Origin of the sequence: Dietzia massiliensis, from assembly GCF_018390595.1 — a bacterium.
GTDB classification, from domain to species: Bacteria; Actinomycetota; Actinomycetes; order Mycobacteriales; family Mycobacteriaceae; genus Dietzia; species Dietzia massiliensis.
In genome coordinates, this window is record NZ_JAHBAV010000072.1 from 1 (window position 1) to 12236 (window position 12236).

General features: G+C 70.1%; 16 protein-coding genes. 6 read left to right on the forward strand and 10 right to left on the reverse strand.

All coding sequences use genetic code 11. From position 1 onward, the window contains the following. The 3 genes from KHA85_RS14815 to KHA85_RS14825 form a co-directional block, all read right to left on the reverse strand. A partial coding sequence (locus tag KHA85_RS14815; protein ID WP_213186393.1) for a sterol desaturase family protein occupies positions 1-1051 on the reverse strand: 1051 nt, incomplete at its 3' end. Positions 1052-1081: 30 nt separating this feature from the next. Then, entirely contained in the window at positions 1082-2575 is a 1494-nt protein-coding gene (locus KHA85_RS14820) for an MDR family MFS transporter (protein WP_213186394.1), read from the reverse strand. Positions 2576-2681: 106 nt separating this feature from the next. Next, positions 2682-3692 carry an arsenic resistance protein gene (locus KHA85_RS14825; RefSeq protein ID WP_213186395.1) on the reverse strand — a complete coding sequence of 337 codons (1011 nt, stop codon included), beginning with the start codon at positions 3690-3692 and terminating at the stop codon, positions 2682-2684. 85 nt (positions 3693-3777) lie between these two features. Here KHA85_RS14825 and KHA85_RS14830 point away from each other — a divergent pair, with 85 nt between their 5' ends. Beyond that, positions 3778-4503, forward strand: a complete 726-nt coding sequence (locus tag KHA85_RS14830; protein WP_308936966.1) for a helix-turn-helix transcriptional regulator — start codon at positions 3778-3780, stop codon at positions 4501-4503. A gap of 368 nt (positions 4504-4871) precedes the next feature. Here the strand turns inward: KHA85_RS14830 and KHA85_RS14835 are convergent, their stop codons facing one another. Continuing rightward, a complete protein-coding gene (locus KHA85_RS14835) occupies positions 4872-5012 on the reverse strand; it encodes a hypothetical protein (protein WP_213186397.1) in 141 nt (46 codons plus the stop codon). A 48-nt stretch (positions 5013-5060) separates the two neighbouring features. On the opposite strand from KHA85_RS14835, the gene KHA85_RS14840 reads away from it, so the two are divergent. Continuing rightward, positions 5061-5324, forward strand: a complete 264-nt coding sequence (locus tag KHA85_RS14840) for a DUF1622 domain-containing protein (protein WP_438802060.1) — start codon at positions 5061-5063, stop codon at positions 5322-5324. A gap of 78 nt (positions 5325-5402) precedes the next feature. On the opposite strand, the gene KHA85_RS14845 is transcribed toward KHA85_RS14840, so the two are convergent. Then, complete coding sequence (locus KHA85_RS14845; RefSeq protein ID WP_308936967.1) at positions 5403-6674, reverse strand: methyltransferase; 1272 nt, start codon at positions 6672-6674, stop codon at positions 5403-5405. Between the two features lie 236 nt (positions 6675-6910). Between KHA85_RS14845 and KHA85_RS14850 the strand changes: the two genes are divergently transcribed. Both KHA85_RS14850 and KHA85_RS14855 read left to right on the forward strand, forming a co-directional pair. Continuing rightward, positions 6911-7210, forward strand: coding sequence for a hypothetical protein (locus tag KHA85_RS14850; RefSeq protein WP_213186398.1), 300 nt, complete (start codon positions 6911-6913; stop codon positions 7208-7210). 130 nt (positions 7211-7340) lie between these two features. Continuing rightward, positions 7341-7898, forward strand: coding sequence for a hypothetical protein (locus KHA85_RS14855; protein ID WP_213186399.1), 558 nt, complete (start codon positions 7341-7343; stop codon positions 7896-7898). A gap of 10 nt (positions 7899-7908) precedes the next feature. On the opposite strand, the gene KHA85_RS14860 is transcribed toward KHA85_RS14855, so the two are convergent. The 5 genes from KHA85_RS14860 to KHA85_RS14880 all read right to left on the reverse strand — a co-directional run bounded on the left by KHA85_RS14860 (position 7909) and on the right by KHA85_RS14880 (position 9936). Further along, entirely contained in the window at positions 7909-8298 is a 390-nt protein-coding gene (locus tag KHA85_RS14860) for a nuclear transport factor 2 family protein (RefSeq protein ID WP_213186400.1), read from the reverse strand. A 111-nt stretch (positions 8299-8409) separates the two neighbouring features. Beyond that, positions 8410-8778, reverse strand: a complete 369-nt coding sequence (locus KHA85_RS14865) for a HepT-like ribonuclease domain-containing protein (RefSeq protein ID WP_131886621.1) — start codon at positions 8776-8778, stop codon at positions 8410-8412. Beyond that, entirely contained in the window at positions 8775-9104 is a 330-nt protein-coding gene (locus tag KHA85_RS14870) for a nucleotidyltransferase family protein (protein ID WP_131886622.1), read from the reverse strand. The genes KHA85_RS14865 and KHA85_RS14870 overlap by 4 nt, the downstream gene beginning before the upstream one ends. A gap of 80 nt (positions 9105-9184) precedes the next feature. After that, positions 9185-9607, reverse strand: coding sequence for a DUF302 domain-containing protein (locus tag KHA85_RS14875; RefSeq protein WP_131886623.1), 423 nt, complete (start codon positions 9605-9607; stop codon positions 9185-9187). A gap of 71 nt (positions 9608-9678) precedes the next feature. Continuing rightward, positions 9679-9936: a metal-sensitive transcriptional regulator gene (locus tag KHA85_RS14880; RefSeq protein WP_182643354.1), complete on the reverse strand. Its 258-nt coding sequence runs from the start codon at positions 9934-9936 to the stop codon at positions 9679-9681. 196 nt (positions 9937-10132) lie between these two features. On the opposite strand from KHA85_RS14880, the gene KHA85_RS14885 reads away from it, so the two are divergent. Beyond that, positions 10133-11527: an MBL fold metallo-hydrolase gene (locus KHA85_RS14885; protein ID WP_213186401.1), complete on the forward strand. Its 1395-nt coding sequence runs from the start codon at positions 10133-10135 to the stop codon at positions 11525-11527. 102 nt (positions 11528-11629) lie between these two features. Further along, entirely contained in the window at positions 11630-12226 is a 597-nt protein-coding gene (locus tag KHA85_RS14890) for a rhodanese-like domain-containing protein (protein ID WP_308936968.1), read from the forward strand. Positions 12227-12236: the final 10 nt, after the last annotated feature.

Genomic DNA, 12236 nt, shown 5'->3' on the forward strand with positions numbered 1-12236 from the left:
CGCGGGCGATCGCGATCCACTCGTGCGAGGCGATGCGCAGCGGGTTATAGGAGTTGATGTTGGTGGTGAGCCCGTAGACCACGTCCTCGCCCTCCGGCTCGTAGGTGCCGAACAGGCGGTCCCAGATGATGAGGATGCTGCCGTGGTTGCGGTCGAGGTAGCGGCGGTTGCTGCCGTGGTGCACGCGGTGGTGCGAAGGCGAGTTGAGCACCTTCTCCAGCGGCCCGATCGTCCGGATGGCCTCGGTGTGGACCCAGAACTGGTAGATCAGGTTCACCGCGCGGGCGTCCTGCACGATCGCCGGCCGCACGCCCAGCAGCGACAGCAGCCCGTACGGGACGTAAATGGTCAGTGCCTCGGCCACCGGCTGGCGCAGCGCGGTCGAGAGGTTGTACCGCTCGCTGGAGTGGTGGACGACGTGCATGGCCCACAGCCAGCGGCTCTCGTGGTCGAAGCGGTGGTTCCAGTAGTAGAGGAAGTCCCACCCGAGGATGCCCACCGCGTACGCGAGCGGTCCCGAGCCCAGGTCCAGCGGGGACCGGCGGAACAGGACCGAGCTGGCGGTCTGGGCGCTCCACAGCGTTGACACCATGACCACCGTGGACGCGACGGCGGACACCGCCGACCCGCCGGTGATCCGGCGCAGTGCGGGCGGGATCGCGGCGTCGCGCTCGGGTGTTGCCCCGCCCTCGCCGTCGGGCAGTGCCGACGACGATGACGACGACGACAAAGTTCCCGCCTCGGGCAGGCCAGACCCGCGGTGTCGCCGGAGCACGTCCCCGGCGGTGGCCACGGCGGCCGAGGCCAGGGAGAAGCCCATCAGCGCCTTGGCATAGCGGCCGGTCCGCGGGGTGAGCGGCGCCAGGAGCCTGTCGGTGATGTACGGCGCGATCAGACTCCCGACGCCCATCGACAGGCTGGCCATGGTGTCGGCGAACTCGTAGTCGCCGGCCCGCCGGTCGGGCGCCGGGTTGCGCTTCTGCCAGGCGTACTCGGCCGCCATCGACGCCACGAACGCCGGGATCGCCAGGACCGTCAGATCGACCTTCATGGCGTCATCATATGACGCAGCTCACACGGGTCAGTGCGCGGACGCGGGCGCTGTCGCGGGGCCCTCGGTCTGGGCGCTGTTGCGGACGAAGAACACCCCGATGACCGGGATGAGCGAGATGACCGCACCGAGCAGCAGCGCGTTGTGCACTCCGGTCATCTGCGCCGCGGCGTCCCCCAGTCCGGATTCGGCACCGGACACGATCCCCAGCGTCATGACGGTGATGAAGAGCGCGGTCCCGGCGGCTGCCGCTACCTGCTGCAGGGTGTTGAGCAGTGCGGAACCGTGCGAGTACAGGTGCGGCGGCAGCGACCCGAGCGCGGAGGTCATGAGCGGCGAGAACAGGAACGCCAGTCCCACGCTGAGGACGATGTGCCACGTCATGACGAGGGCCAACGAACTGTCGTCGGAGAAGGTCGTGAACATGCCCCACAGGCCGGCGGAAGCCAGGATCGAGCCGGGGATGATGAGGGGGCGCGGGCCGATCCGGTCGAACGCGCGACCGACGAACCAGCCGAGGACACCCATGATCAGGCCGCCGGGCAGGAGGGCGAGCCCGGAGCTCAGGGTGCTGGTGCCCAGCACCTGCTGCATGTACATCGGCAGCAGGATGAGGGTGCCGAACAGTGACATCATCGAGACGAGCATGAGCACGAGGCTCACGGTGAAGGCCCCGAAGCGGAAGGCCCGCACGTCGAGCAGTGCGAAGTCCTTGAGCGCGAGCTGGCGCCACACGAATACCGCCAGGGCGACCGCGCCGATCCCGACGGGGATCCACGGCGAGATGAGGGCATTGCCGCTGGCAGCCTCGCCGATCGAGCTGAGACCGAAGATGAGTCCGGCGAAGCCGATGGCGGAGAGCACGCCGGAGAGGACGTCGAGCGGGATGGGGCGCGGCTCGGTGACGTTGCGGATGAGCACTGCGCCGGCGACGAGCGCCACGATCCCGATGGGCAGGACCGACCAGAACATCCACCGCCAGCTCAGGACCTCGAGGACGAGACCGCCCACCGTGGGACCGATCGCGGGCGCGACGGCGATCACGATGGAGATGACTCCCATCGTGCGGCCGCGACGGTCGGCCGGCACCACGTTGAGGACGGTCGTCATGAGCAACGGGATCATGATCGCGGTGCCGACGGCCTGCACGACCCGGCCGGCGACCAGCATCGGGAACACCACGGCCAACGAGGCGAACAGCGTCCCGCCGGTGAACGTGCTCATCGCTATGACGAACACGATCCGCAGCGGCAATCGGACGAGCAGCCACCCGGTGAACGGGATGACCACGGCCATCGTGAGCATGAAGGCGGTGGTGAGCCACTGCGCGGTCGCGGCGGTCACCGCGAACTCGACCATGAGCTCGGGCAGCGCCACGGACATGATGGTCTCGTTGAGGATCACCACGAACGCGGCGCCGACGAGCAGGGCGATGAGGCGCACGGTCGCGGCGGGCAGCGGCGGCGAGGCCTCTGCGGCGGCCGGCGCGGCGGCGTTGGGGTTGGCGGAGACTTCAGACGTCACGGTCGTCCTCTGGGATTGCGGTGTGAGAAAAGAGCAGAATCCGGCGCCGGGAGGCCGCGCACGGGAACCTTCGCACTGTACTTGAACGTTCGTCCGGCGCGCCGCCTCACGTGATGCGAGATACCTCCGGGACGAGCCGCGGGACCAGGCGGACCAGGAGAACCATGGCGACGAGCTCGACGAGGGTCTGGGTGACGACGACGAGGGGCGCCATCTCGAACTCTGCCGGCAGTGCCAGCACGAGCGGGAGGACCACCAACGAGTTGCGGGTCGCTCCGCTGAAGGCGATCGCCCGCCTGCCGGGCACATCGAGTCCGGCCAGCCGCCCGGCGAGCACGCCCACGGGCACGATGACGGCCACGTACACCGCGTACACCGGCACGACCAGCGTCAGCGTGCCGAGCTGCTCGCTGACCGCGGCGATCTGGGAGGCCACGACCAGGGCGAGGGTGGCGACCATGAGCGGGACCATCGCGGAGACCGCTCCCCGCTCGACCGCGCCGGCGGCCCGGGCGACGGGACCGGCGGCGCCGACCGGGCCGGCAGCGCGGCCGGGGGCCGCGCGCTGGGTGAGCGCCGCGGCGGCCAACGGCAGCGCGATGAGGAGGAGGAACGCCTCGACGAACGGGCCGGGGTCCACTGCGTCGACGAACTCGGCGCCGAGGAACGCCCACAGGTACAGCGGCAGCAGGACCATCTGGGCGAGCATGAGCAGGGGCGTGGCCGCCAGCAGCCGCCGTGTGTCGGCACCGGCGAGTCCGGAGAACACGAGGACGTAGTCGATGCACGGCGTGAGCAGGACGAAGAGCACGCCCACGAGCAGCACGCGGTCGTGGGCCACGACGCGCGAGAGCAGCCAGACGATGGGTGGGACCAGGACGAAGTTGACCACGCCGATGGTCGCGAGGAAGCGGCGGTCGCGCAGGGCCCGGCCGACGTCGCCGAACGGGATCCCGAGGAACGTCGCGTACAGCAGCAGCGCGAGCACCGGCTGGATCGCGAACTCCGCCGGGCGGGCCACCGCGGGTACGAGGAGGCCGACGATCCCGCCGGCCACGAGGCCCGCGAGGTACAGCGCCACCTGGTGGCGCTCCATCCAGTCCACGCTCGAGCGCATGCCCCTCCCCTCGCCGCGCAGCCGCGGGTCCGTCCAGCGCGTCCGACCGCCGGACCCGCCCGGCAACAGGTCTACCCTGGAGCCCGTGGAGACGCGGACGCTGCCGGTGTGGGAGCCGCATTCGCATCCCACGCACGAGCTGCTGTGGAACCGCGCCGGCGCGTCGACCGCGACCATCGGCGCCCGCACCTGGACCATCACCCCGTCCGTCGGCCTGTGGATCCCCGCCGGCGTGCTGCACTCGGCGACCGCACCTGCGGGCACGTGGTACCGCACGGCTCACGTCGACCCGCGTACCGACTCGCCGCTGCCGGGCGGGCCCGTCGCGGTGGAGATGACACCCCTGCTCACCCTGCTCCTCGAGCGACTGGTCGACCAGTCGCTTGAGGCCCGCTCGCGCGAGCTCACCGAGCAGATGGTGTTCGACCTACTCGAGCCGTCCCCGCACGCTCTGCTCGTGCAGCGTCCGGGTTCGGAACTCCTCCGGCCTATCGTCGCCGCGCTCGAGGCGGACCCCGGCGACACGCGCTCGCTGACGGAGTGGGCGGCGAGGCTGGGCGTGAGCGAGCGGACCATCACCCGGGCCTTTCGCGCGGACACGGGGTTGAGCTTCGGCGCCTGGCAGGCGGTCTTCCGCGCTCAGCAGGCCGCGCTGCTCATGGGCCGCGGGATGACTGTGGACGTGGTGGCCGCGCGGGTCGGGTACAGCTCCGCCAGCGCGTTCGGAGCGGCGTTCCGCCGGACCACCGGCCTGACCCCGGGCCGATTCCGCGAACTCGGGGTGTCCGAAGCGCTACACCGCGCGTCCTGATCAAGAGATTGCGCCGCTGACCAGCGTCGTCGTACCGTCTTAGGGGGTGCGGGAGGCCTGAACTCCGGGCGCAGCTCTCGCCCGGGCGGGCGATCTCTGCAGAGAGCCAGCACGAGTGCCGCCGGATAAGCTGCCCCTCTGCCCTACGCTGCCTTTCTGCACGTTTCGACCGGGCTCACGCTGGCGGGATGGACCATTCTCGCAGCGCAGGCCGATGCGGCAGCGCATCCGGGCGGTGGTGTGATGCCGGAATGCCCGCCCGCGGCCCCGCCTCGAACTCTGGTGTAGCTACTGCGAGAAAGTTCCCGCCGAATCGCAGTGACTACACCAAAAAATAGGCCCCGTCAGGACCCGATCGGCAGGCCCCGTCAGGACCCGATGCCGAACCTCGCCGCGAAGTAGGGCAGCCAGCCCATGCACTCCGGGGTCAGGGCCATGCAGGCCGCCTCCCCCGGCCCTGGGCCGAAGATGAAGCGCAGCGGATTCTCGAGCGAACCGGTGGGAATCATGACCTCTCTCCGGGGGATCGGGACTGATCTACCCTTCCGGGATATCAGATGTGTGGGCGGACGCGCGAGTGCGGGAACAGGACTCGCGGAGCCCCGGAGGGAGACTGCGCGGAGTTCCTGGCGGTACTGGCGGCGATCGTCGTGATCCGGACGTTCCTCAGCTGGTCACTGGAGCTGGAGCTCTCCGACCGGTGGCCCTGGCAGAAATCGCGGGACTCCGAGGCCGCGACCCCCACGAGCGCCACGTCGACACCCACGGCCTCCACGACCCCGCACGATGAGGGCGCCGCCTCGACCGCGCAGCCCGACTGAGCCATCCGAAAAGGACACCGCGCCGAACCCCGGACATGCACACCGCGCCCCTGCTTGCGACCGGGTTCCTCATCAGGGCTACCCGCGCGCTGCGGCGCTCGGACTGGAGCCCCGCGCGGCCAGCCGCCACAGGATCGTCTGCTCTTTAGCGCGGGCGGCGTGCAGCGGGTCGGCGGTGTCGGCCGCGCGAGAGTGCCGAGGCGTCGTCTCGTGCGTCCCGACCACCGTCAGGCCCGCGTCGGCGATCCGCGCCAGGAGCTCGTCGCGCGTGCGCAGACCCAGGTGTTCTGCGAGGTCGGACAGGATGAGCCACCCCTCCCCCTGCGGCGTGAGGTGTTCCGGCAGTTCGTGCAGGAAGCGGTGGAGCAGGTCGGAGTCCGGGTCGTAGATCCCCTGCTCCAGCGCCGAGGTCGGCCGGCCGGGGATCCAGGGTGGATTGCACGCCACGACGTCCGCCCGCCCGGAGTGGTGGCCCACCTCGTCGTCGTCGCCCCCTGGCCACAGGTCGCCGCGCGTCACGGTGACGCGGTCCTCCAACCCCAGCCGCCGCACGTTGCCCCGCGCGCACTGCACGGCGCGCGGGTTGATGTCGGACGCCACCACCGCCCGGGCACCACGCCGGGCCAGGACCGCGGCGAGCACCCCGGTGCCGGTGCCGATATCCCACACGACCGGCTGGTCGACGCCCGGCGGCCACCCGGCGTCGGCGACGAGGTCGATGTACTCGTCGCGGGTCGGGGCGAAGACGCCGTAGGCGGGGTGGATGCGCGCGCCCAGCGCCGCGATCTCGATGCCGCTGCGGTGCCACTCGTACGCGCTGATCACACCCAGCACCTCGGGCAGCGAGACCAGCGACTCCCCGCCGTGCGTCCCGCCGGCCCCGTCGGACGCGCCCGACGCCTCCTCGACGCCGCTGGCCGGCGGGCCATAGGCGTGCACGCAGGCGCCGCGCACGTCGGGCGCGCGCCGCAGGCTGATCGAGTAGTCGGGCTCCAGCGGGACGAGGATCCTGCCCAGGATGGTCGCCCGTTCGGCGCGGGCCCTGCGGTTGGCGCGGAAGATCTCGCCGGGGTCGGAGCTCTGCGGCGCCCGCGACGCGCGCTTGCCCAGGCGCCGGTCGAGCGCGCGCATGAGCTGGCGGGCGTTCTGGAAGTCGCCCCGCCACAGCAGCGCCGTGCCCGATCGGATCATCTTGAAGGCCTTGTCCGCGGCGATGTCGTCGTGGATCACCACGATGCGCCGGGGTGCGGGGGCGCCGTTCTCCGAGCGCCAGCCCGCGGTGCGGACGGTGTCGTTCTCGCGCCACTCGACGGTCGTCGTGATGTGGCCGGCGGCGGGGTGAGAGGGCACGGGGCCATTGTCTCAGGGGGCGTGCGCCGAAGCCGACCTCACGGCCCTCGAACTCCCTCCCACTCTCAGCTCGTAGCTGGTAGGGGGGCTTTCGGCAAGAGCCGCAGGTACGCGGGCACGGTCCACAGGTCCCCGACGAGGTCGTCCGCGTCGATCATCGGCCACGCCCGGTACAGCGCGCGGCGGAGCCCCGGGTCGGCAACGTCCCGGAGTCCGTGCGCAGCAGCGGGGTGCCCGTGACCTACGGCCGAGTGGAGGATCTGTCGCGAGTTCTCGACGACTGGCTCGCGGCTCACCCCGAGGGCGTCGCGTGCGTGATCCGCTCAGCCGGCTCTCCCGGCGTCGAGCGGGCCTTCTCGGACCGCGTCCGCACGCTGACCCCGGCCGAGGCCAAGGGATTGGAGTTCGACCTCGTCGTCGTCGTCGATCCCGGGTCCTTCGGCTCGGGCGACACCGACTCGGGCATCACCGGAGCGGTCGACCGGTACGTGGCGATGACCCGCGCGACGCGGCAGTTGATCGAGCTCCGGCCGTAGCGATGACTGCCGTGGTTCAGTGCCTCATTGTGGCGACGAACGCGTGGTAACGGGTTTAACATTCTCCCACCACCCCGCGCGCCGGCCTCCTCAACCCGAGGGAGTCACGCGCTTCCTCGTGAGGCTCGATATGCACTCTCGCATCGCTGCGGCACTCGCCGCTCTCGCCGCGATCATCTTCCTCCTCGCCGCCTGCAGCGCAGACGATCCGGCGCCCACGCCGGCTACCGTCACCACCACCGTGCAGGCGTCGACGACAGCCAGCTCCACCGAATCGACGTCCACCACCGCCAGCTCCAGCGAACCGCCGCCGAGCCCGACGGCAGCAGGGCCGGCCGCCGACACGTGCGGGGCCGTCGGGTACCAGGGGGCGCCCGGCCACGAGAGCCCCCACTGCCTGGGAAAGCAGATCGCGTCGTGCGGCACCGCGAACCACCAGACCGGTACGACGTTCTTCACCGATGGCACATCCGGGTGGACGCAGACGTGTCAGAACCAGATGCTGGCTACCTATGTCCCGCCGCCGCCCGTTCAGACCTTCGATCAGGAGGCGTACAACCAGCAGTTCGCCGAAGAGTACTGGCGGACGCACCCGAGGCCGACGTTCGACCCGGACTCGGCCGATGGTTACGGACCTGACCAAGAGCTCCCGCCGGCGTGCCTACGACTTGAGGGCGTGGACTGCTGACACCGCAGGATCACCCGGTGGGTGGGACGCGTGTCTGCTGGTAGAGCGCCAACCGCCACCGCCCGTGACGGCGCCTGTACACGGTGGACATCAGTGCGTGGAACTCGTCGCCGTCACCGCGGGACGCCCGCCCTGTGTAGACCAGCGCGACCGCGTCGTCGTTGAGCTCGACGAGGCGCTCGTCGCTGATCTCGTAGGTCCGCCACGGCGGCGCGTCGTTGAGGGAGGTGACCACCTCCGCACGGTCCAGTACTTGACCGTGGGCCAGGACCATCACCCCGTCGGGAGCCATGAGGCGCCCGTAGAAGTCGGCCCCCGAGCGGTCGCACAACGAGGACCACCCTTGGTGCTCGAGCTCCAGAAGTTCCGCGATGTCCACGCCTTCTCGATAGGCGCACATGACCGACATTTTCTCTGGAAGCTGGCAGCACTACCGCGCCTTCGATCCTGGCGCCGGCGGCTACCAGCGCACGGCCGGGCTCGTGGTCTGAGGCGGGCTCTGTGGGACGAATCAATCGTCGAGGCCGGTGCCGGCGCGTCGATCTTGCTCGGGCGCGTGAGGTCTCAAGGCCTGGGCCAGTGGAGGCAGGTGTGTCATCACCACGTCGCGAACCACGTCGGTCTCGACGCCGAAGTACTGGTGAACAAGGATGTTGCGGAACCCGCGAATCTGCGGCCAAGCGATTTCCGGATGCGCGTCCCTAATCGCAGGAGGCAGGTGGTTCGCGGCCTCCCCGATAATCTGCAGATTGCGCTCGATGGCGTCCTCCGCCATGAAGACGAGATCTATGTTCTCATGATCGAGGCTGGCAACGTACCTCCGGCAGCGATCAATCGCCTGCAGGATGTCGCCGATGCGCCGATCGATCTCGCGAGTCATATCGCCACGGAGTCGCGGATCGCAGCGTCGGAGATCGGACGTTTGAGCAGCTGGGCTGGAAAGATGTCGATGTTATCGCGGCCGAAGAGCGTTCGGACTTCCTCCATCAATCCAGAAGCCCGCATCAGAAGATTGCCGTCGGCCGGGTCCATGTCGACCACGATGTCAACATCGCTTTCGCTTTGGGCCGTGCCGCGGGCGACTGAGCCGAACAGTCTCGGCCTGGTCGCCGAGTACTTTGCGAGCAGGGCTCGAAACTCATCACTACGCGCCTCGATCAGCTCGCGCAGTACGCGAGACTCAGGAGTCGGGGCGGTGCTCGTCATGCGCCTAGGGTACCCGCCGCGCCCGGCCGCTGAGGGCTACCAGTAGGCCGCCGACACGGCGAGGGTACGGCGCGCCCGGGCTAGCTGCCGGCGGCGGCGTCGCTGATCGCCGACAGCGCAGCACGCAGCCGCACGTCGGCATCGTCGGCGACTTCCCGCACCTGCGGACTGCCGCTGAGCTGGACCATGGTCTGCGGGTCGATGGCCTCGATAGTCGTCTGCTCGGCGTTCTTGCCGCGGCGCACCACGACGTTGCACGGCAACAGGGCGCCGAGCTCCGGTTCGGCGGCCAGGGCCTTGCTGGCCAGGCCAGGATTGCAGGCTCCGAGGATCGTGTAGGCGCCCACCTTGTCCGCGGCCTCGTCACCCAGCTTGGCGGCGAACGTCGCGTTGACGTCGATCTCGGTGAGAATGCCGAAGCCCTGCTCCGCCAGAGCAGCGCGCGTGCGCTCCATGGCCTGCTCGTAGGGCATGTCGACAGTGACGGTGCGGGTGTAGGTCATGACCGACTCCTTCGATATCTCTTCGACGGCGTTGTGGTGTCCCCGGCTCCGGAGTGTAGGGCCGCAGTGGGTCAGGCCAGCGAGAGGAACAGCTTCTCCAGTTCCTTCTTGTCCAGGGTCTCGTCGGGGTTCGTCAGGCACTGCTCGAGGCCGCTGGCGATGATCGCGAACCCTGCCCGATCCAGCGCCTTGGACACCGCCGAGAGCTGAGTGACGACGTCCTTGCAGTCGCGGCCGTCCTCGATCATGCGCACGACGGCGGCGAGCTGGCCCTGTGCGCGCTTGAGGCGGTTGAGTGTCGGCGTCAATTCGACGGTGTCGAGCTGCATCGGGCCCCCTGTAATCGGCGAGAAGTCACCGCAGTCTATACCCCCTGGGGTGTCCAGCTCCAGTCCCTGTACGTCGCTCGCCACCCCTGCCGCCCGCTCGCCGCATACCCCCCGGGGCATGTTGCATATACCCCCCGGGGTATGTATGCTCGGGGCACACCCCGAGACCGGGACCCCGATCGACAAGGAGAGCACCGTGCTTCTCGAGCGCATCTACGACGAGGACCTCGCCCAGGCCGGGTACGTCATCGGCTGCCAGGCGAAGAACGAGGCGATGGTGGTGGACGCCCGCCGCGACATCCGCGAGTACCTGGAGCTGGCCGACCGCCACGGCATGACGATCACCGCCGTCACCGAGACCCACATCCACGCCGACTACCTGTCCGGCACCCGCGAACTGGCGAAGGCGACCGGGGCGACCATCTACGTCTCCGGCGAGGGCGGCGACGACTGGCAGTACGGCTTCGAGGCCGAGCGCCTGCACCACGGTGACCAGCTCACGCTGGGCAACATCACCGTCGAGGCCGTCCACACCCCGGGCCACACGCCCGAGCACCTGTCGTTCCTCGTCACCGACGGGGCGTTCGCCGACTCCCCCGGTTACATGCTGACCGGCGACTTCGTCTTCGCCGGTGATCTCGGCCGACCGGACCTGCTCGACGAGGCCGCCGGCGGAGTCGACACGCGCTTCGAGGGCGCCTCACAGATCTTCCGCAGCCTCAAGGAGTCCTTCGTCTCGCTGCCCGACCACGTCCAGGTGTTCCCGGGCCACGGTTCGGGCAGCGCGTGCGGCAAGGCACTCGGCGCGCTCCCCTCGACCACCGTCGGGTACGAGCGCCGGTTCGCCTGGTGGGCCGACTACGTCGAGCGCGACGACGAGCAGGGCTTCATCGACGAGATGCTCGAGGGCCAACCTGACGCGCACGCCTACTTCGGCCGCATGAAGCGGCAGAACAAGGAGGGCCCGGCGATCCTCGGAGCACTGGCACCCCTCCGGCGGTTCGGCACCGGAGAACTGGCCGAGGCGCTCGAGAAGAACGACCTCGTCGTCGTCGACACCCGCGACCAGGACGAGGTCCACGCCGGCACCGTCCCCGGGGCGCTCAACGTCCCGGGCGTCGACAAGGCCGCCTCGTACGGCGCGTGGGTCTACGACCCCGAGCGCGAGGACACCCCCCTGGTCGTCCTCGCCGAGGACGAGGAGACCGCCGAGCGGTACCGCGACCACATGATCCGGGTGGGCATCGACACCGTCACCGGCTACACGACCAGCTTCGACGGGCTGCCGATGACGACCCCCGAGACGATCGGGCCCGACGACCTCGCCACATTCGACGCGGCGATGGTGCTGGACGTGCGCAACAAGACCGAGCACGCGGACGGCCACATCCCGGATTCCGAGCAGCTCAGCGGCGGCCGCGTCCTGTGGAACCTCGACCAGCTCCCGACCGACGGTCCGATCGTCACCTACTGCCAGAGCGGCGTCCGCAACTCGGTCACGGCCAGCGCCCTGCGGCGGGCCGGATACCGCGTCGTCGAGCTCGAGGGCAGCTACAGCGCCTGGGCCGAGCGCAACCTCGCCGCCGTCTGACCACACCCGCACACCCCGGGGGCCGGACCGTCCGTCCGGCCCCGGGACCGGCGGCGCACCACCGCCACACCCCCTTCTCACCTCGAAAGGTCTGAACCACCCGTGTCCTCCACTCCCACCAGCACCCCGACCATGACCCCCGCCGACCTCCGCGACGCAATGAGCGGGGACACCCCGCCCACGGTGGTCGACGTGCGCTCCGGCGCCGAGTACGCCTCGGTCCACATCCGCGGCTCCTACAACGTGCCGCTACCGCTGCTCGCCGAGCACGGCGAGGAGTTCGCCTCGCGGCTCCCCGGCCAGGTCGTCCTCATCTGCCAGTCAGGCAACCGCGCCCGCCAGGCATGCGAGCGGCTCAGCGCTGTGGGCGTGGACCGCGACTCGGTGACCGTGCTCGACGGCGGGATCGCCGGCTACGAGTCCGCCGGCGGCGAGGTCGTCCGCGGGAAGGGCGTCTGGGCGATGGACCGGCAGGTCCGCATGGCCGCCGGCTCGCTGGTCCTGGTCGGCGTCACCGCCTCGAAACTCGTCTCCCCGAAGTTCGCCTACCTCGCCGGCGCGATCGGTGCGGGGCTGACCTACTCCGCCGCGAGCAACTCGTGCGCCATGGCCGCCGCGCTGTCGAAGATGCCGTGGAACCGCCCGGCCGACGAGCCCGGGCTCGGCACCGTCCTGGACTCGCTGCCGACCCGTTCCTGACCCACCGCCC

Excerpts from the sequence above, each read along its gene's own strand:
- KHA85_RS14825 (WP_213186395.1), bottom strand. The coding sequence starts at position 3,692 with ATGCGCTCGAGCGTGGACTGGATGGAGCGCCACCAGGTGGCGCTGTAC.
- KHA85_RS14835 (WP_213186397.1), bottom strand. The coding sequence starts at position 5,012 with ATGATTCCCACCGGTTCGCTCGAGAATCCGCTGCGCTTCATCTTCGGC.
- KHA85_RS14840 (WP_438802060.1), top strand. The coding sequence starts at position 5,061 with ATGTGTGGGCGGACGCGCGAGTGCGGGAACAGGACTCGCGGAGCCCCG.
- KHA85_RS14855 (WP_213186399.1), top strand. The coding sequence starts at position 7,341 with ATGCACTCTCGCATCGCTGCGGCACTCGCCGCTCTCGCCGCGATCATC.
- KHA85_RS14860 (WP_213186400.1), bottom strand. The coding sequence starts at position 8,298 with ATGTGCGCCTATCGAGAAGGCGTGGACATCGCGGAACTTCTGGAGCTC.
- KHA85_RS14865 (WP_131886621.1), bottom strand. The coding sequence starts at position 8,778 with ATGACTCGCGAGATCGATCGGCGCATCGGCGACATCCTGCAGGCGATT.
- KHA85_RS14870 (WP_131886622.1), bottom strand. The coding sequence starts at position 9,104 with ATGACGAGCACCGCCCCGACTCCTGAGTCTCGCGTACTGCGCGAGCTG.
- KHA85_RS14875 (WP_131886623.1), bottom strand. The coding sequence starts at position 9,607 with ATGACCTACACCCGCACCGTCACTGTCGACATGCCCTACGAGCAGGCC.
- KHA85_RS14880 (WP_182643354.1), bottom strand. The coding sequence starts at position 9,936 with ATGCAGCTCGACACCGTCGAATTGACGCCGACACTCAACCGCCTCAAG.